The 19,269-nt window shown below is 41.3% G+C and carries 15 protein-coding genes; 12 read left to right on the forward strand and 3 right to left on the reverse strand.

The genetic code is table 11. From position 1 onward, the window contains the following. Positions 1–39: 39 nt before the first annotated feature. The 6 genes from ACTHPA_RS14565 (at position 40) to ACTHPA_RS14590 (ending at position 10,540) form a co-directional block, all read left to right on the forward strand. Complete coding sequence (locus tag ACTHPA_RS14565; RefSeq protein WP_440501190.1) at positions 40–1,530, forward strand: UDP-N-acetylmuramoyl-L-alanyl-D-glutamate--2,6-diaminopimelate ligase; 1,491 nt, start codon at positions 40–42, stop codon at positions 1,528–1,530. Between the two features lie 137 nt (positions 1,531–1,667). After that, positions 1,668–3,242 carry a peptide chain release factor 3 gene (locus ACTHPA_RS14570; protein WP_440501191.1) on the forward strand — a complete coding sequence of 525 codons (1,575 nt, stop codon included), beginning with the start codon at positions 1,668–1,670 and terminating at the stop codon, positions 3,240–3,242. 431 nt (positions 3,243–3,673) lie between these two features. Next, positions 3,674–6,739 (forward strand): efflux RND transporter permease subunit, encoded by a 3,066-nt coding sequence (locus tag ACTHPA_RS14575; protein WP_440501192.1) that lies wholly within the window; start codon positions 3,674–3,676, stop codon positions 6,737–6,739. Positions 6,740–6,863: 124 nt separating this feature from the next. Then, positions 6,864–7,955 (forward strand): SDR family oxidoreductase, encoded by a 1,092-nt coding sequence (locus ACTHPA_RS14580; protein WP_440501193.1) that lies wholly within the window; start codon positions 6,864–6,866, stop codon positions 7,953–7,955. 357 nt (positions 7,956–8,312) lie between these two features. Beyond that, complete coding sequence (locus ACTHPA_RS14585) at positions 8,313–9,065, forward strand: TerC family protein (RefSeq protein ID WP_440501194.1); 753 nt, start codon at positions 8,313–8,315, stop codon at positions 9,063–9,065. A gap of 125 nt (positions 9,066–9,190) precedes the next feature. Next, entirely contained in the window at positions 9,191–10,540 is a 1,350-nt protein-coding gene (locus ACTHPA_RS14590; protein ID WP_440501195.1) for a TrkH family potassium uptake protein, read from the forward strand. A 47-nt stretch (positions 10,541–10,587) separates the two neighbouring features. Here ACTHPA_RS14590 and ACTHPA_RS14595 read toward each other — a convergent pair whose 3' ends face one another. Next, on the reverse strand, positions 10,588–12,339 hold the full coding sequence (locus ACTHPA_RS14595; protein WP_440501196.1) for a B12-binding domain-containing radical SAM protein: 1,752 nt from the start codon (positions 12,337–12,339) through the stop codon (positions 10,588–10,590). A gap of 205 nt (positions 12,340–12,544) precedes the next feature. Here ACTHPA_RS14595 and ACTHPA_RS14600 point away from each other — a divergent pair, with 205 nt between their 5' ends. Both ACTHPA_RS14600 and ACTHPA_RS14605 read left to right on the forward strand, forming a co-directional pair. After that, entirely contained in the window at positions 12,545–13,966 is a 1,422-nt protein-coding gene (locus ACTHPA_RS14600) for an ATP-binding protein (protein WP_440501197.1), read from the forward strand. 89 nt (positions 13,967–14,055) lie between these two features. Further along, positions 14,056–14,496, forward strand: a complete 441-nt coding sequence (locus tag ACTHPA_RS14605) for a MarR family winged helix-turn-helix transcriptional regulator (protein ID WP_440501198.1) — start codon at positions 14,056–14,058, stop codon at positions 14,494–14,496. A gap of 88 nt (positions 14,497–14,584) precedes the next feature. Here ACTHPA_RS14605 and ACTHPA_RS14610 read toward each other — a convergent pair whose 3' ends face one another. Continuing rightward, positions 14,585–15,235, reverse strand: coding sequence for a hypothetical protein (locus ACTHPA_RS14610; RefSeq protein WP_440501199.1), 651 nt, complete (start codon positions 15,233–15,235; stop codon positions 14,585–14,587). Positions 15,236–15,359: 124 nt separating this feature from the next. Further along, positions 15,360–15,548, reverse strand: a complete 189-nt coding sequence (locus ACTHPA_RS14615) for a YkvS family protein (protein ID WP_060210187.1) — start codon at positions 15,546–15,548, stop codon at positions 15,360–15,362. A 185-nt stretch (positions 15,549–15,733) separates the two neighbouring features. Between ACTHPA_RS14615 and ACTHPA_RS14620 the strand changes: the two genes are divergently transcribed. Genes ACTHPA_RS14620 through ACTHPA_RS14635 form a run of 4 tightly spaced genes read left to right on the forward strand, consistent with a single transcriptional unit; the run spans position 15,734 to position 19,257 of the window. After that, positions 15,734–15,943: an aspartyl-phosphate phosphatase Spo0E family protein gene (locus tag ACTHPA_RS14620; protein WP_440501200.1), complete on the forward strand. Its 210-nt coding sequence runs from the start codon at positions 15,734–15,736 to the stop codon at positions 15,941–15,943. Further along, entirely contained in the window at positions 15,930–16,865 is a 936-nt protein-coding gene (locus ACTHPA_RS14625) for an AAA family ATPase (RefSeq protein WP_440501202.1), read from the forward strand. Before ACTHPA_RS14620 ends, ACTHPA_RS14625 begins: the two co-directional genes overlap by 14 nt. Continuing rightward, entirely contained in the window at positions 16,865–18,073 is a 1,209-nt protein-coding gene (locus ACTHPA_RS14630; RefSeq protein WP_440501204.1) for a DUF58 domain-containing protein, read from the forward strand. The genes ACTHPA_RS14625 and ACTHPA_RS14630 overlap by 1 nt, the downstream gene beginning before the upstream one ends. Further along, positions 18,016–19,257, forward strand: a complete 1,242-nt coding sequence (locus tag ACTHPA_RS14635; RefSeq protein ID WP_440501206.1) for a hypothetical protein — start codon at positions 18,016–18,018, stop codon at positions 19,255–19,257. The genes ACTHPA_RS14630 and ACTHPA_RS14635 overlap by 58 nt, the downstream gene beginning before the upstream one ends. Positions 19,258–19,269: the final 12 nt, after the last annotated feature.

The following is a 19,269-nucleotide window of genomic DNA, read 5'->3' on the forward strand; positions in this document are numbered from 1 at the left end:
CGCTAGCGCCCAAAGTTAGACAAAGAAGGAGATTTATTAATGGAGACCTGTTATTTATTTTCAAGATTGCCAATTAAGAAGGTGGACGGGATTTTACCTGACACAGTCACGGACATAGCAGTCGATTCACGCTCTGTCAATGCCGGAGGAGTGTTTGTCTGTATAAAAGGATTTACCGTAGACGGACATGCTTACGTTTCTAAAGCGATTGACAACGGAGCGAGGGTGATTGTAGCTTCAAGTTCTGTCGAAGTCGATTTGGACAAGGTGTCGGTCGTCTATGTGGAAGATACGTCAAGAGCGGTCTCTTTGCTAGCACCACGTTTTCTGAACTACCCTTCAAAAAGGATGACAATGATTGGTGTGACAGGGACAAACGGAAAAACGAGCGTCAGCAATATGCTCCATTCGGTTTTACGTCATGCAGGCGAAAAATCTGCAGTGACAGGGACGATTGGCTTCAATTTAGACGGTGTTTTATTTGAAACTGAAAACACGACCGCTGATGTTCTGACGACCCAGCAAATGATCAAGCAAGCGGCCGATGCCGGATGCTCGACAATGACAATGGAAGTGTCATCACACGGGCTGGTCGAAGGAAGATTAGCTGGGACTGAATTTAATATCGCGATTTTTACGAACTTATCACATGACCATTTGGACTTCCACGGAACGATGGAGAATTACGGTCATGCAAAAGGACTTTTATTCGCCCAGCTTGGACAAGATCTGGAACAGTCGAAATTTGGCATTGTCAATGCCGACGACTCGTGGGGAGAGCGGATGAAGGAGATGACTTCATTCCCGGTATTTACGTACGGAGTTCACAACCACGCGGATTTCCGCGCGACGGACGTGAAGCTAACAGTGAATAGCACTTCATTTTACCTAGATTCACCCGCTGGAAGCTTCGAAGTCAAAATGGCGCTCATAGGCGAATTCAATGTATATAATGCGCTCGCAGTCATTGCGGCGCTATACGCAAAGGGACTAGATATGGAAATAATTCTAGAGGGACTTGCAGTCATCCCTGCTGCAAAAGGCAGAATGGAGAAAGTTGAAACGGAGTTGCCATTGACAATCTATGTCGATTACGCTCATTCACCTGACGCGATTGAGAAGGCGATCCAAGCGGTTCTGCCTTATAAAGATGCCGAGAGCAAATTGATCTTTGTCATTGGGACAGGGGGCAATAGGGATCGTATTAAACGTCCGATCATGGCGGAGAAGGCGTCAGTCGCCGATTATGTCGTTTTGACGACGGACGATCCACGTGATGAACCGTATGAGACGATTTTGTCGGAGCTAGCTGCGGGCATGCAACATGACAAGTACGCGTGCATCGGTGATCGCGAGGAAGCCGTCCGCCACGCTGTATCTGTTGCGGATGCAGGGGATATTATCATCTTTGCCGGAAAAGGCCACGAAGATTATCAAATTATCGGTAGAGAAAAACTACCCCACTCCGACGCCGACATCGCGCTGGACGAAGCGGAGAAGAAGTTTGGAAGAGGTTATATTGAAAAATAATAGAGGATGAAGAGCTGTCAATTTGGACAGCTCTTTTCCTTTTCGTAAAAGACTTACCGTAATGGAGAAAAAAATGTTGAAAATGATTTGCAATCTGTCTATGCTTAAAAAAGTGGAAAAGAAGGAGCTCTGACAAAATGCAAAAACCAATACATGAAGAGATCGCATCACGTCGCACGTTTGCGATCATTTCTCACCCTGACGCCGGAAAAACGACAATGACGGAAAAACTGCTATACTTTGGCGGCGCTATCCGTGATGCAGGGACAGTAAAAGGGAAAAAGACAGGCAAATACGCAACATCCGACTGGATGGAAATCGAAAAACAACGTGGAATCTCAGTAACTTCCTCAGTGTTGCAATTCGACTATGACGGCAAGCGCGTCAATATTTTGGACACACCAGGCCATGAAGACTTCAGTGAAGACACATACCGTACGCTCATGGCAGTTGATGCCGCGGTCATGATGGTCGATTCAGCAAAAGGTATCGAACCTCAAACGATTAAACTTTTCAAAGTATGCCGGATGAGAGGCATCCCGATTTTTACGTTCATGAACAAAATGGACCGTCAGGGGAAAGAGCCGCTTGAATTGATGGAAGAATTGGAAGAAGTACTAGAAATCGAATCGTATGCAATGAATTACCCGATCGGTATGGGTAAAGAATTCATTGGTGTCTATGACCGATACAACAACCGAATCGAACAAGCGCGTGTCGAAGGGGACAGCCATTTCCTTCCGTTGAATGAAGAAGGAGAGCTGGCAGTTGAACATCCGATGACGGATACTTCGTATTATCAGCAAGCGCTTGAAGACGTCATGCTTTTAAATGAAGCTGGCAATGAATTTGACGTGGAAAGAGTAGCCAAAGGAGAATTGACACCGGTATTTTTCGGCAGCGCCTTGACAAATTTCGGTGTGCAAACATTTTTAGAGACATTCCTACAGTTTGCGCCATCGCCCCAACCGAGAAAGACGAAAGACGATCAGCTTATCGATCCGAATTCAGACGAGTTTTCAGGTTTTATTTTTAAAATCCAAGCAAATATGAATCCTGCCCACCGTGACCGGATTGCTTTTGTCAGGATCGTGTCGGGCGGATTTGAAAGAGGAATGTCGGTCACTGTACCGCGGATTTCCAAAACAATTAAGTTATCGCAGACGACACAATTTTTGGCGGATGACCGCGAAACGGTAAACGAAGCAGTTGCAGGCGATATAATAGGCTTGTACGATACGGGGAACTATCAAATTGGCGACACTGTTGTCGGAGGGAAGTCTAATTTCCAATTTGAGTCTTTGCCGCAGTTCACGCCCGAACTATTCGTTAGGGTTACAGCGAAAAACGTCATGAAATCAAAGCACTTCCATAAAGGTATTCTTCAACTCGTCCAGGAGGGTGCAATCCAATATTACAAAACATTGCATACCGAAGAGGTTCTATTGGGTGCCGTTGGTCAACTTCAATTCGAAGTTTTCGAGCATCGGATGAAAAACGAATATAACGTAGATGTTCATATGGAGCATATCGGCAATAAAGTTGCACGCTGGATTGAAAACGAAAGCGATGTAAAAGAGTCTATGGCAGGGCAACGATCAATGCTCGTAAAAGACCGCTATGACAATTTAGTTTTCCTTTTCGAAAACGACTTTGCACTACGTTGGTTCGGCGATAAATATCCTGATATCCGATTGTACAGCTTACTATAATTAATCTGCCTAACCGGAAGACTCAGTCTTTCCGGTTTTTTTAGTTGCATAGCAAATGTTAAAACGTTTTTACGTTATAGGTGAAAGGTAACGAAATGACAATAACTCTTAGGAAATGATCGATAACTTCCGGGAAATGACCGATAACTTCTCTAGATTGATCGATAAACTTGTGACAATGACCGATAACTTATATCGTGAAATTTTAGGCTCGCAATTGATGTTATTAGCTTCTTTCAATATGATAGAAGTATTCGTTTGTTCCGCATAACTGGCTGTAACACTCCGCCTTCAAAAATTGGTGGGGAATTAATAATTATTAATCGGGGTCGACAGCCAGTAGATGCCCGATTGGATCAACTAACAATCAGCAGGGTAAGGAGACCCCTACTGATTGAAGTTTCACTTTATCTCACGAAAGGGATGTGCAAATGACAATCAGTAATTTTTCTATTAAACGACCTGTCTTTACAATTGTGACAATGTTTTTAGTCATCATTCTAGGGGCAGTTTCCTTTTTCAAAATACCAGTGACACTCATTCCTGAGTTGAATCCACCGGTGGCGGTCGTAGTTACTAACTATCCGGGCGCCTCATCCACTGAAGTGAGTGAGAAGCTGACAAAACCGCTTGAGGCAAGTCTGTCAACAGCACCTGGCTTAAAATCAATGCAATCGTCTTCAGAAGAAGGCGCAAATTTCATATTGCTCATGTTTGATTGGTCAACAAATATTGATGACGTGCAACTGGATATTATGCAACGAATCGACCAAGTGCAGATACCAGAAGGTGCTAATGCTCCTCGTTTCATGAAATTTGACCCGGCTCAATTCCCAGTCATCCAGCTGTCGCTTCGAACGACTTCGGAAGAAGCGGATATACGTAACATTGCGGAGCAGCTGGAAACAGAGCTGCGTCGGACGAAGGGGGTTGCGAGTGTCACCGTTACAGGTAAATTGGTGGAAGAAGTCCAAGTCATTTTAGATCAGAAGAAGCTTGAGGAATTTGGACTCGTCCAATCGGATATCGTACAGGGAATCCAAGCGAGCAATGTATCAATGCCAGGGGAACCGATCGAAACGGATGACGGAAAACAACTGACGACGAGAATCATTAGTACATTGACAACGATAACTGATATTAGAAATGTCGTTGTCGGCCTCAATCCGATAACTGGCGGCAAAGTGCGAGTGGCAGATGTGGCAGATGTTGCAATGCTTGAGGCGAAAGCTACTTCCGAAACGAGAGCTAATGATCAACAGGCGGTACTTATGTCGGTGCTCCAAGAATCAGGGGCCAATACTGCGACTGTTTCTACTGCATTTAAGGATGCGTTGGATCACCTTCTTGCCCAAGAGGAATACAAAGGTGTCGAAGCGGATATTTTGTTCGACCAAGGTGATTATGTGAAGCTCGCCGTTGGAAATATCGGGCAATCGCTATTGCTTGGCGGATTATTTGCGATGATCGTCTTATTTTTATTCCTTCGTGGAATTAAAAGTCCGATTATTATCGGTATTGCCATCCCATATTCTGTAATTGTCACGTTCGTGCTTATGTTTTTCGCTGATTTCTCGCTCAACATTATGACGCTTGGCGCGTTGGCATTAGGAATCGGTATGCTTGTTGATAATGCGATTATCGTTATCGAGAACATTGAACGGCATTTGGCGATGGGGAAGAGCCCGACAGAAGCAGCGAGGGATGGAGCAAAAGAGATCAGCGGTGCAATTACCGCTTCGACGTTAACGACGCTCGCTGTATTTGTACCTGTGTTTTTCATTAGCGGGTTAATCGGGCAGATATTCACTGAATTCGCTTTGACGATTTCTTTCAGTCTATTTGCGTCATTAGTCGTTGCATTGACTGTCGTGCCGATGTTGGCTAGCAAAATGCTTACTAAACCGAGAAAGAATATCGAAGCGAGAAGACGCCGTTCGAAGACATTAAACAGATTTGAACGGTCTGTGAAATGGTCGCTTAAGAACCGTGCGGTCATTTTGCTATTAACGATTGTTCTTCTTGCGGGCAGCGGTTTCGGTTTATTCAAGGTTGGAACTGAATTTCTGCCAGCTACAGACGAAGGTTTCTTCAGTATTTCTATAAAGATGCCGAATGGATCATCCTTATCATCCACTAATGACGTCGTGAAAAGGATAGAATCCAGGCTGAAAGAAGAGAAAGAAATCGAAGTTTACGTCAGTCTAATCGGAGGGACACAGCAAAGTATGGCGCAAGGAGGGTCAGAATCAGACCGTGCCGAAATGTACGTTAAGCTTGTGCCTCTTACGGAGAGAGATCGTTCGGTATTTGAGCTTGTCGACGATGTTCAGCCTGATGTGCTCGATCTTGTAGGTAGTGATGCTAGCATCGGTTTTGAAATGCAAACTGCAGCCGGGTCAAGCCCGAATACGTTAACTTTCTCATTGAAAGATACAAATGAGGAAAGGTTGAACGAATCAGTAGCTAAACTAGATGATGAACTGCGGAAATTGGACTCTGCACTTGAAGTTTCAAATAATCTTCAAGATACAATCGAAGAGATTCATATTGAGGTAAATCGCGAAAAGGCATCCAATCTCGGACTAGCTCCTTATCAAATCGCACAAACAGTCAATTCGATTACGCGGGGGCAATTCGCTTCTCAATTTGTTGATAAAAAAGAAAATGTCGTTTCGATCATTGTTCAATATGATGAAAAGTACAGAAATAGCATTGAGAAATTAAAACAAATCAAGTTGAGGACACAGACAGGCAACTTCGTTGCATTGAAGGACGTTGCGGCAATTTCCATAGAGGAAGGACCTGTTTCCATCCAGCGGGTTGACCAAGCCCATTCTGTCACTTTTGATGTGAAGTACAAATCATCTTTCTCATTAGGTGATATGACTGCCGAAGTAAATGAAATAGTGGAGCGTATTGATTTGCCATCGGAGACGGAAATGTCCTTTGGTGGAGATCGGGAACTATTCGAAAATGCGATCAATGATATGTTGATGGCCATCGTTCTGGCTGTCGTCCTCGTCTATATTGTCATGGCAGCTCAGTTCGAATCATTCAAGTATCCATTTGTCATTATGTTCTCTGTACCGCTAATGGCTATTGGGGTTGCATTAGGATTATTCGCGACAAATACGCCAATCGGTGTGACGGCTGTCATCGGTGTCCTTGTGCTTGTCGGTATAGTCGTCAATAACGGAATCGTCCTCGTTGATTACATCAACCAACGAAAAGAAGTGGGCATGTCTTCATATGATGCCATTATCGCTTCGGTGAAGGATCGTGTACGTCCAATATTAATGACGGCATTAACGACGATTTTAGGGCTATTGCCGCTTGCGCTCGGCATCGGAGAAGGAACGGAAATGAACCAACCGATGGGGATCGCTGTAATTGGCGGATTGATCAGTTCCACTTTCCTCACACTGTATATCGTACCAATCATTTATAGCTTGTTTGACCGTGAAACGAGAAAACGCGCAGTTGAAACAAAATAACAAAGTGCCTGGAGAATCTTCGGTCTCCAGGCATTTTATCTATTTAAATAATTAGAATTATCTTTATAATATCTGTAAACTAGTTTACTATAGTGCTATACTTAATTGGAAACGAGGGGGATTTATGAGGACGCATTTTTTTACAGGATTTCCGGGTTTTATTGCAACTGAACTTATTAAGGAATTAATCCGTCGGGATGAAGCAAAAAAGGTATATGTACTCGTAATGGCACATGAAGTGGAGCGTGCAAAAGAAAAAGTTCATAACATCATGAATGTGGTTAACAAAGAGATCCCGGTAGAAATAATAATCGGGGATATTACACGAATGAATCTTGGATTGTCAGAGGGCATGCTTTCCGAATTACGAGGGATTAAGATGACTGTATGGCATTTAGCTGCGATTTATGATCTTGCTGTGAAGCCCGAGATTGCGTGGAAGGTGAATGTCGAGGGTACACGTCAAATGAATGAATTTGTTAAGAATCATCCGTTGATTGATAGATATATGTATTTCAGTACAGCATATGTGGCGGGGTTGAGAGAAGGGTTACTTCTTGAAACTGAACTTATTCGACCTGTCGCGTTTAAAAACCATTATGAAGAGACGAAATTCGAAGCAGAACTTCTAGTTGAAGAACTTAAAAATGAGAAGCCGGTTACAATCATACGGCCGGGGATTGTCCGTGGTCACTCAATAACAGGAGAAACAATAAAGTTTGATGGGCCGTATTTTTTTATGAATATGATTGACCGTTTAAAGTGGATGCCTTTCATACCGTACGTAGGAAGGACACAATCACACATCAATGTTGTTCCGATCGATTATATTCTCGATGCTTCTGTTTACCTTTCCAGCAAGGAAGAAGCCATCAGAAAAACCGTCCATTTGACTGATCCTTCGCCCCATCCGGTAGAAGAGGTGTTCAGGGCAATGACAATTGCTTTAACAGGAAAAAAACCGAAAGGGAGAGTACCTAAAAAGATTGTTGAGTTAGCAATGAGACCGTTATATGTCCAGCGAAGGATGGGTGTTGAGATTGAAACATTGGATTATTTGAATTGGAATTCCCATTTCGATACATCGGTTGCCGAAAAGCTTCTTGAAAACAGTACAATCGAATGTGCGGATTTCATTGAATCAATCCCGGTCATGGCAAAATTCTTTAAGGAACATAAAGACAACGAAGCTTTCCAAATTAATATCGGTGAATAAATTGTGTGCGGAATTATATGATGGTATAATCATTAAAGAAGCACTCAACAACTTAATAATTCTTTTGACAGTTGTCAAAGGGGAGTAGCTATAGGGCAACCTATTTCATAGTCGTCAATACATGGCAAGCGCCATCGGTTATGATAGCAGGATTTTTATTACATAAAGTGAAACTTCAACCAGTGGATGCTTTTCCCACTGATTGTTAGTTGAACCAATCGGGCATTTACTGTCTGTTGAATCCCACTAGTGGGAATCTTACAGCCAGTTAATGCGGGATAAATTTCTGACTTAGCGAGACCTTTGCCTTTTATTAGGTGAGGGTTTTTTTATTTGGAGAAATAAGGAGGAAATAAGTTGGAAGCAATATTGTTGGAATACGCATGGGTACTTGTTGTATTGATTGCACTTGAAGGATTATTGGCAGCAGATAATGCCGTAGTCATGGCGGTCATGGTAAAACATCTACCGAAAGTGCAACAGAAAAAGGCATTGTTTTATGGGTTGCTCGGAGCATTTGTCTTCCGTTTTGCTGCACTGTTTATGATTACGTTCTTGGTGAATATATGGCAAATACAAGCGCTAGGAGCGGCGTATCTATTATTCATATCGATCAAAGCCTTATTGGATAGAGGGAAAGATGGGCATGATGATGTGAAGAAACAGCGCAAGCAATCCGGCTTTTGGATGACAGTTTTAAAAGTCGAGCTGGCAGATATCGCTTTTGCCCTTGATTCAATGTTAGCTGCAGTCGCATTGGCGGTAACTTTGCCGGAATTGGGAGATTTCCATATTGGCGGTATTAATGGCGGCCAATTCGTCGTAATGCTACTAGGTGGGATCATTGGTCTCGTCATTATTCGATTTGCTGCAAGACAGTTCGTCGTATTGCTTGAAAAATTCCCATCCCTTGAAACAGCTGCATTCTTAATCGTTGGCTGGGTAGGGGTTAAATTGGTAGTGCTTACGTTGTCACATCCAAAATTGCAAATCATCGATGAGGCATTTCCTCATTCGACGCTTTGGAAGTCAATCTTCTGGGTCGTTCTATTAGTCATTGCTGTCGGCGGTTATTTGACAGCTGTTGCTAAAAATCGAAAACAAGCGTAATAAGAATCGACCGGTACATGATAATTGTACCGGTCGAAATTTTTTTGGGTTGTTTTCTTTCTTTTTCTTTAGAAATTCACTAAAATGAAAAGATGATTCCCTCTTTGTAGAAAGGTTCTGATCATATGAAATTCACTAGGGAAAATCTACATCGTTTTACACCTGCGCAAGTTATCGTCTTTTATTATTTTTTGGCGATCGGATTTTCCTTTCTTTTGTTGAATTTACCTGGCGTCTATTTACCTGGCGTCGAAGTCAGCTTTATAGATAGCCTATTCACCGCAGTAAGTGCTGTCAGTGTCACTGGTTTAACACCTATTAGTATTGGTGGCACCTATTCAGTTTTCGGGTTATGTATGCTCATGCTCGTTCTGCAATTGGGCGGGATTGGCATCATGTCGATCGGAACATTCTTCTGGTTATTAGTTAAAAAGCGGATCGGCTTGCGCGAACGTCAACTGATCATGGTTGATCATAACCAATATTCACTAGCTGGAGTCGTCGGACTCATTAAGCAAATTGTCCGGATCATCTTTTTAATAGAGATTACAGGTGGAATCATCTTAACAATGTATATCATGAATTATTATGATTCATTTAGTGAAGCATTGTTAAACGGTATGTTCATGTCAGTTTCCGCGACGACGAATGCCGGTTTTGATATTACCGGATCATCCATGCACCCGTATTTCAATGATTACTTTGTGCAAACCGTCATCATGATCCTTATTGTTCTTGGCGCAATCGGTTTCCCGGTGCTTATTGAAGTGAAGAGCTTCTTCTCAAAAAAAGTGCCGAATTTCCGATTTTCCCTGTTTACGAAAATTACTACTGTCACATTTGGGCTATTGCTTCTTTGGGGAGCTTTGCTCATTTTCATACTGGAATCATTCAACTCCTTCAAAGGACTCGCATGGCATGAAAAGATCTTCGCATCTCTTTTCCATTCAGTGTCTTCGCGATCCGCTGGATTGACAACTTACGATATTACACAATTTAGCGATGCCACGGATATTTTCATTTCCTCCTTAATGTTCATCGGTGCTTCGCCGAGTTCGGTAGGAGGGGGGATACGGACGACGACTTTTGCCATCGCGCTCCTCTTCCTTATCAACTTTGCACGTGGTAACAATGTCATCAATATCTTCAGGCGTGAAATTAAGCTTATTGACGTATACCGTTCGTACGCAGTCATCTTGCTTGCAGCTGTAATGGTCATGACTGCATTGCTTATTTTACTTATTACTGAAAAAGATGTTCCTGTTGTTGCACTTCTGTTTGAAATCACCTCCGCGTTCGGTACGTGCGGCATGTCGCTTGGAATTACATCGGATTTATCGGTGATTGGTAAATTAATTATTATGGTTCTCATGTTCATAGGGCGTGTCGGTCTCATTTCGTTCCTTTATACGTTAGGAGGAAAAACGAATAAAAAACCTTACGCATATCCTAAAGAACGTGTTATTATCGGATGAAAAAGCATCCTCCCTTTATTCAAATAGGGAGGATGCTTTCTTGTTTATCATGCCATACTTTTTTCGGTTTGTAGAAAATGGAATTGTGGCGCTTGCCCTTTACAGAAGAAAGTGACGAGGTAGCCATTTTCTTCTGTAAACTCATGTTCATATTCTTCCGTTGGTCGTACTCCGATTGGGGTGATGAATGTATGTTTCCGAATATTTCTTTCGGTGAGTCGTGTTGGCGTTGTCATTTTGCCAAGCAACTCTTTATCGTCCAAAATCAACCGCTCAATATCTAGCAATGTCTCCGGCTCAATCTCATCCTTCCACCAAATATGTCGTGGCTGGAATGTATGATGAGCCAAATAGTCGACTTTCATTAAGCTTCTAACGATATTCATATCCACTTTTCCATATTCGAGCAAGAACTCTTCAAGCCTTGTATACAAGTCTTGAAGCTGATGGCCGATCCTTGACCAACCTCTCGTTTCCCAAAACGTTCCAAACTGTTGGAAGAAGTCGAACGGAGTATCAAACACTTTTGAAACTAAATACTCGACTGTCCGCGGCATACGATTGTCATTCCAGTACTTTTCAAGCACATCCTCAGTTTGTTTGATTCTTAATATATCATCAAATGTAAGTACATTATTGGATAAGATTTCATATGGAGCTTGATCGATATACGTATATCCGTATTGTTCAGCTTGAATTCGTAAACCTGTCCCTCTCAGCAGCTTGAGGAATCCTAATTGCAACTCTTCAGGGCGCATTGCAAACACATCATTGAATGTATCTCTAAATGAATTGTAATCCTCTTCAGGAAGCCCTGCAATCAAATCAAGATGCTGCGCAATCTTCCCGCCTTCTTTCACCATATTGACAGTCCTGGACAGTTTTTCGAAGTTCTGTCTTCGTTTTACAAGTTCATTCGTCAAATCGTTCGTCGATTGTACTCCGATTTCAAAACGGAAAAGGCCGACAGGTGCATTCTCGTTCAGGAAGTTGATGACTTCTGGACGCATAATATCACCTGTTATCTCAAATTGGAAGACGGTGCCGGGCAAGTGCTCATCAATAAGGAATTGGAACATTTCCATAGCGTAGCTCCGACTAATATTAAATGTCCGGTCGACGAATTTTATCGTCTTCGCTCCGTTTTTCATTAAGTATCGAATGTCGTCCTTAACAGTTTCGCGATTGAAATAACGAACGCCGACTTCGATGGAAGACAGACAGAATTGACAGGAGAACGGACAGCCTCTGCTCGTTTCTATATAAGTTACCCGATTGCCGAGATGGGGGACATCCTCAGGAAATCTGAAAGGCGATGGTAGCTCACGCAGATCAAGCTTAGTTCCGGGAGCTGTCGACTTCAATTTTCCATCCTCCAAATAGGCGACCCCTTGCACTTCATGTAAACCGATCTTTCCTGAATGATAATCGAGAAGTTGTTTAAATGTCCGCTCTCCTTCGCCAATGACAATGAAATCAATCTCCGGAACTTTTTCCAGCCATTTATCAAAGTCGTAGGTCACTTCAGGCCCACCGGCGACGATTACCAATTCCGGGTTTGTTTTCTTTAAGATGCGTATTACTTTAATGGACTCCTCAATATTCCATATGTACAAACTAAATCCGACAATACTTGGTCTTTTTTGATAAATATCTGATACAATATTTAGTACTGGGTCTTTAATCGTATATTCTGCTAAAATCGGCTCATATTCGGGCATTGCATATGATTTCAAGTACCGAATAGCGAGATTCGTGTGAATATATTTAGCGTTTAATGTTGTTAGGACTATACTCATATGTAGTCTCCTCTGTTATAATACTATTTACTAAGTATTCTATTTTGTATTTTAGTCTTTTGATACTATTTTATTACGACTGATAATATGAAATAATCAGAATTGGAGATGCTTTATTCAATTAAAGTTAGGTTGAAAAATTAAAGTTTGCATGAAATCTTGTCGTTTCACATACTGTTTGGTAATAGGCACAGGAGGTATCAAATTGAGTGATTTCGATAAAATAAGGAAAAGTGTGTCGTTTCTAATGGATGACAACTTTCGACCAAGTATAATTTTGCATGTTAATGGAGACATCTATTCCGAGAATGTACCATTTAAAATGCATTTTGATAGTGAAAAGAAAAAGAATATTAATGAAATCATCGATCCGGCTTCCATGCATGACTGGACAAGATTTTCTGAGCGAGCAGGAAAATCTGAACATATGATGATGGAAATCATTAAAATAAATCTCATTGAAAAAGTAAATAGTTCAGTTCAGATGCATTTAATCTATATACCGGAAATCGAAAAGATTATAGCTATGTTCGATGTGCCTGGAATGAACAAGATACCATCCCTTAAAACTTATTATAATGCATTCAAACAATCATCTAATTTCATGCTGCTCGTAGATCCGCATGGAGAAATAATTGATGTAAATGAGATGCATACTGTGTTTATCAATCAAACGAGAGATGAACTTATCGGTCAAAACATTGAAACTGTGATGGCCGTTGTAAATCCGGACAACTGTGAACCGCTTCAGACTTATTTTGAAAAGGTTAAGGACCAAGGTTGCATTCAATCTGTAACAACGTATCAAAGATCACCGGACGATATAAGATATTATCATATTATAACCTACTATGATAGTGATACTAATATGTTTATCGTTCAATTGTCGGATGCTACCGAAAAAGAAAACCTTCAAGTTCAGTTGGCCCATTCAGGCTCATTATCCGCAGTCGGACAAATTGCGGCAAGTATAGCGCATGAAATAAGAAACCCGATTACAACGTTAAAAGGCTTTACGCAATTGCTCAAAGTGTCGGCAACTGAGGATTCGATTCGATATATTTCTGTCATCGAGGATGAAATCGAAAGAATGGAATCTATTCTTGGGGAGATGCTAGTCCTTTCAAAGCCTTCGAAAAAAAAGAAATCTGCATTTTCATTAGAAGTATTGGTTGGAGACATGGTTTCAATACTATCTCCGAAAGCGGTTATGGAAGGAATTGAAGTTATTCAGCAGACGGAGTTGAACAGTAATCCACTTATCTTCGGCGATTCGGATAAAATAAAGCAAGTCCTTTTGAACTTATTTAAAAATGCATTAGAGTCAATGCAAATTGGTGGCAAACTTTTCATTCATCTTTCAGAGGCTGACGGGAAATTAATACTAGCCATAACGGATACAGGAAAAGGGATGACGCGCCATCAAGTGAATCAAGTGTTCATGCCGTTTTTCAGCTCGAAACCCGGCGGAACGGGATTAGGACTTCCTTTCGTCCTAAAAACAGTTGAAGATCATGGTGGAACGATAGCGGTAGAAAGTCAAGTCGGTGTCGGCACGAAATTCATATTGAACTTTCCTAAAGTTAAAGAAAGTCCTTTGAAAAGCCAACAGTCCATCGTCTCTTGAAACAATTCGTTTTGACACATTCAACCATTTGTATATATAATAGTGTCGAGTCGAGTCGCTGACAGGAAAATAAAAGGTGGATCCGAACAATGGAAAACGATACAAAACGTGCTTTGAAATTATTCATCGTCCTTTCAAGAGCAAGTAAAGTTGTTCTGGAAGAGGCGAATAAACTGATAGAATCTTATAAGCTGAACCCTACTGAATTTGCTGTCTTAGAGCTTTTATATCATAAAGGAAGGCAGCCGATTCAAAAAATTGGTCAGAAAATATTGCTTAGCAGCGGTTCCATGACATATGTAGTAGATAAGCTTGAAAAAAAAGGTCTTATTGAACGCGTGTATTGCACGGAAGATAAAAGGATCACATATATGTCCATCACAACTGCAGGCAAGGATTTGATCGAAGAAATTTTTCCTTCACACGAAAAGAAAATCAATGAATTAATGTCAGCCCTTACGGAGACGGAACAGGAAACAGCAATTGAATTGATGAGGAAATTGGGACTATCTATAAAGAACTTATCATAATTTCATGCATAGAGAACGCCGAACAGGCATAACCTGTTCGGCGTTGTTATTTGTAAAACCACACGTTTTGACTACGGTTGGCATCCGATTATTGTACTGTCTGTCCCATATTCAAGAAGTCATCATTGTATTCTTCTTCTGCATTGTCAAACAGAGTAAGTCTCACAATCATGCCATCTTTTTCGAAAACAATCCCAGTCACAGGGCCTGATTCCGTATCTACCTTGAACGCCTTGGCATTCTTGATTCCTTTATCCGCAACGTCCGTATAAACATCTGTCAATTTTTCAGGTTCTTCTTCACCATTGCTTGCCGCTTTCAGCACTTCTTGCATGTTGTCCACTAAATAATCATATGTTCCATCCTCGGCGGGTTGCGTTTCAATCCGCATGAATGCATTAGGATTATCGTCAGCATACAAGCTATCACGACCAGGCTCCTCACTTGTCAACGTATATCCAGGCAAAACTTCTATCGCAAATTGCTGTGCGTCACTTTTCGTCAATACAGCGTCTGCCATATTGTCTGCGGCTTCATTGGCATCTTCGTTATTTGAACCGGCCTCTGTTCCAGTATCAGTTGAAGTGCCATCTGTCGAGCTTCCGTTTGTCTCATCGACGGCTTGCTCTTCATTATCCGGAGTAGTTCCTTTTTTAGAATCTGCATTGTCGGTACCGCAAGCTGCAAGGAGAAACGCAGCCGCAAACCCAGTGCAAACGATTTTCCAATTAAATTTCATTGAAAACCCTCCTATTCATTAATCACGCTATTACATACCCGATTGGTCCAATTACTATTCAGCGGTATCCCATACTCCACTAAATCGGGTTCAATGTATTGGACGATTGAAGGTCAAAAACGTTTCATTCGTCACTGCCATGGATGATCGTATAGCGTTTATGGTTAACGACAGTCTTTTCCTCGAGTTCCAGTTCATCGAAGTTTTCCATATATGTTAAATCGACGATTACGGAGTTCTCATTCACTTTCTCTACAATTCCTTGTAAACCATCTTTAAACTCTATAATATTGCCAACTTCTGCGATCTTCATAATCAAACAGCTCCTTAAACAGATTATCTTTTATAGTTTGCCTGAAAAAGTCTTCTACGTAAAGTGTTTCAGTCTAAAAAAAGCGTTTTCATTTGTCGGAAAATGTCGTAAATTGAATTACTTTTTTTGTATAGAATCATGTATAATTGTAATTTAGGTATATCTACTCTCGGGAGGTATTGCGCATGAATCAGAATTTGGAAGCCAAGATTGAATCGACGCGCAAAGAATTGATAATTGTAGCTGGGCAAAAAGGCATATCTTCAACTGAAACTTTAAAAATTAGTCAACTGCTCGATAGCTTAATCAATGAATATAATTCTCGTGAACGGATGCCTGAATATATGGAATGGCTAGATGAAAAGAGAGGAAGGGGTTTCTATGGTAACAATTAATGACTTTCGAAATGAGTTGAATGGAGCGGTTATTGGTAGAGAGAAAGAATTCGACTTGATGCTCATCGCCTTATTGCAACAAGGACATGTATTGCTTGAAAGTGTTCCTGGGTCCGGAAAAACGATGATGGCTAAAAGCTTTGCGAATGCATTCAAAGGTGAGTTCAAACGTGTGCAATTTACACCGGATGTGTTGCCGTCAGATGTAACTGGGATTCGCTATTTCAACCCGCAATCACAGGAATTCATCCTGAAGGCCGGTCCTGTATCGACAAACATATTATTGGCAGATGAAATAAACAGGGCGACTCCGAGGACGCAATCAAGTTTGTTGGAGTCGATGGAGGAGAGGCAAGTGACGATTGATGGGGAAACGATATCCTTGCCGACACCGTTCATGGTTATCGCGACGCAAAACCCGATTGAATCGCAGCAAGGGACATTCCCATTACCTGCGGCTCAGTTGGACCGTTTCTTGTTTAAGTTGAATATTGATTATCCGTCGTTTGAAGAAGAGCATGAAATATTACGGCAATACGGCAAAAACCCTGGCCAGATTATTATCGATTCGATTATCGATGCGCAAACTGTCGGTAGATGGGCTGCTGAAGCTGCTGAAGTGAAAGTCCATGCGGATATTGAGAAATATATATTAAAAATTGTCAGAGCGACAAGAGAGCATCCTTTTTTGGAGCTAGGATTAAGTTCCCGTGCAGCTCTTGCAATATTACAGGCTTCCCGGACGAAAGCTTATATTGAAGGAAGAGATTATGTCACTCCGGATGACGTCAAAAACATTCTTCCTCCAGCAGCTTTGCACAGAATGGAACTTTCGACGGAAGGGGTACTGACGAAAACGATCGACGAAGTGCTGGATGAGATCACGAATTCCATCACAGCGCCACTTGAGGCGACGGTCTAATGAAGTGGATACGTTATGAACATGGCTTTCGATCAATACATCAGGGAATGGCGATCACCGCAGTTTTTTTCATATATGCATTCGTTTACTTACAAGTATGGCTTGCCGCTTGTTTTGCTGCGGTTTTTGCGATGCTTGCCTTTCAAAACATCTACTTTTCAAAAGTGGGAAAGGACCTTTCAATTAAATTCCGTGCGAAACAGAAAAGGATTTTGATTGGGGAAGGCGAAGAACTTGTCATGGACTTCCAAAATGGCCCTGTTCCGATATGGAATGGGACTCTCACACTATCGCTTGAAGATGCGGTTGCGCCAAGATCTGATCACAAAAAACATTATAGTGGTATATATGATTTAACTGTACCTTTTGCAATTGGGAGTAATAAAAAAGTGGAAATACGAATTCCTCTTGAAGGTAAAAAACGGGGATTGTCGAGAGTGACAAGAGTAATGCTTGAAATTCCTCACCTTTTTGGAGACGGATTTGTCAATATGGAGTTGGATGAACCGATTTATTATCAAAGCTTAGTTTATCCAAGAGTGACTCCTCTAGGTAGGGAATTAAAATCTTCGCCTTACAAACCGGGGGAAACTGAACAAAAACAATCGCTATTCATGGATGCATTCCAACCCATCGGCACGAGAGATTATGTACCGACGGATCGGTTCGACCAAATTCATTGGACTGCAAGTGCGAGGATGCAGAAGTTGCAAACAAAAGAATTTCTTCCGGTCAGCTCGCAAAGCGTCGTTCTAATGCTGAATACGATTGAAAAAGATAGAGGGTTTTTAGACTTTGAAAAAAAAGTGGAACAACTTGTTTCATATGCGGATTACTGCATGAAAAATAATATTCCGTACTCCGTTGCTATTAACATTCGAAGTTTCGGGGCACAACCTTATTTGCTGTTGCCGAGCGGATCGGGTAAAGTACAATTCCAAAAATTGATGGTCATGCTAGCGAAAATTTCGGATAAGCATGCCAAATTACGTTTCGAGGACATGCTGCAACATATGGAAATCTCGGGACAACTTTCGCAGACAGTTGTATTGATCACTCATGAAAATGACAGGGTTAAGGCTCTCGCAAAACAATGGGTAAAACGTTATGAAGTCATTTTGGATAATTCCCATGAAAGGAATGAAAGGATTTGGGAGAAACAAAATACGAACAAGACCGAAACCGATTTAACCTCTCTGAACGTATAATTGTCGAAATGTTCCTTCTATCCTATTTATTCATTTTCTTTTTAGGGGAAGTTGGAACTGCTATGCCATATATTTGGCTGATCATCTCAATCATCGGAGGAGTCATCTCCTTTTTCGTATTTTACAATCGAGACTATTCCTTAGGATTCGGTGTAGGATTAGCAATCGTCATTACGGCACCCTTGCTGCTTATGAACGCGCCATTCATGAATGTTCTCCTTTTCTTCGTCTATGTCCTATGGAGAATCCAGGCGAATTTCAATGGGTCGCGTATTCACGGATGGCCTTTCTTATCCGTCAACACGATTGTGTTCGTTGTCCTGTATTTCTTGGCACGTCTCTTTTTCTCTTATAACAATCCCGAGACACTGATGCAACAACAGATATACTTGTATTTGCTTACCTCATTCCTTTACTTTTTCATCCGCATGGTATCAATTACCGTGAACAGTAGGCAGTTGGGCAATTTTCAGGTGAGAGAAGCAGGAAGGATTTTCGGATATATTGTCGGGCTCGGTAGTCTCATGTTTGTTGTTGTATTTTTTGCACTAGATTCTGTTAGGAGAGCAATAATAGGTGTATTCATCTTTCTATTTGGTGGTGTCTTTACGATCTTCGGAAAAGCGATGGAGCCCATAATAGATTTTCTCAATACAGGCGCTGAACGTCTTGAAGAAAAGATTGCAGAACAAGAAAGTGGATATGTTGACTTTGAAATGAAAGATGAGTTAACTACGTATGGTAATACTTCTTCTATTTTCGAATACACTACTTTGGCAGTTGCAGTTATCATCTTGGTCATCATCGCATTTTTCCTTATTAGGAAAAAAGGGAAGAAGCGAGAAGTTGATAAAATGGAAAACTACTCTTTCGCGTTTAAAGGAAAAAAGGAGAAACTTAAAGAGCAAAGTCAGTTGTTGTATGATTATTCGTCTGCACGAGATGAAGTAAGGAAGTCATTTGAGCAATTCGAGAAGGAAGCACAAACGTATAATTATAGTCGAATGCACGGGGAAACTGTAAAAGAATGGTTCTCACGGATGGGCTGGAAGCAGAAAGATTTGGTTTTAGCATTATATAATGATGTACGATATGGTTCGCGAACTCCTTCAGAAGTTGAACATTCTATGTTTATTCAAGAGCTTGAAGAAATTAAAAAAACTTTTTCAAAAAAAGAGGTTTAAGATGTTTTCAAA

The sequence above is a fragment of the Sporosarcina sp. SAFN-015 genome (assembly GCF_051966875.1).
Taxonomy (GTDB): Bacteria; Bacillota; Bacilli; order Bacillales_A; family Planococcaceae; genus Sporosarcina.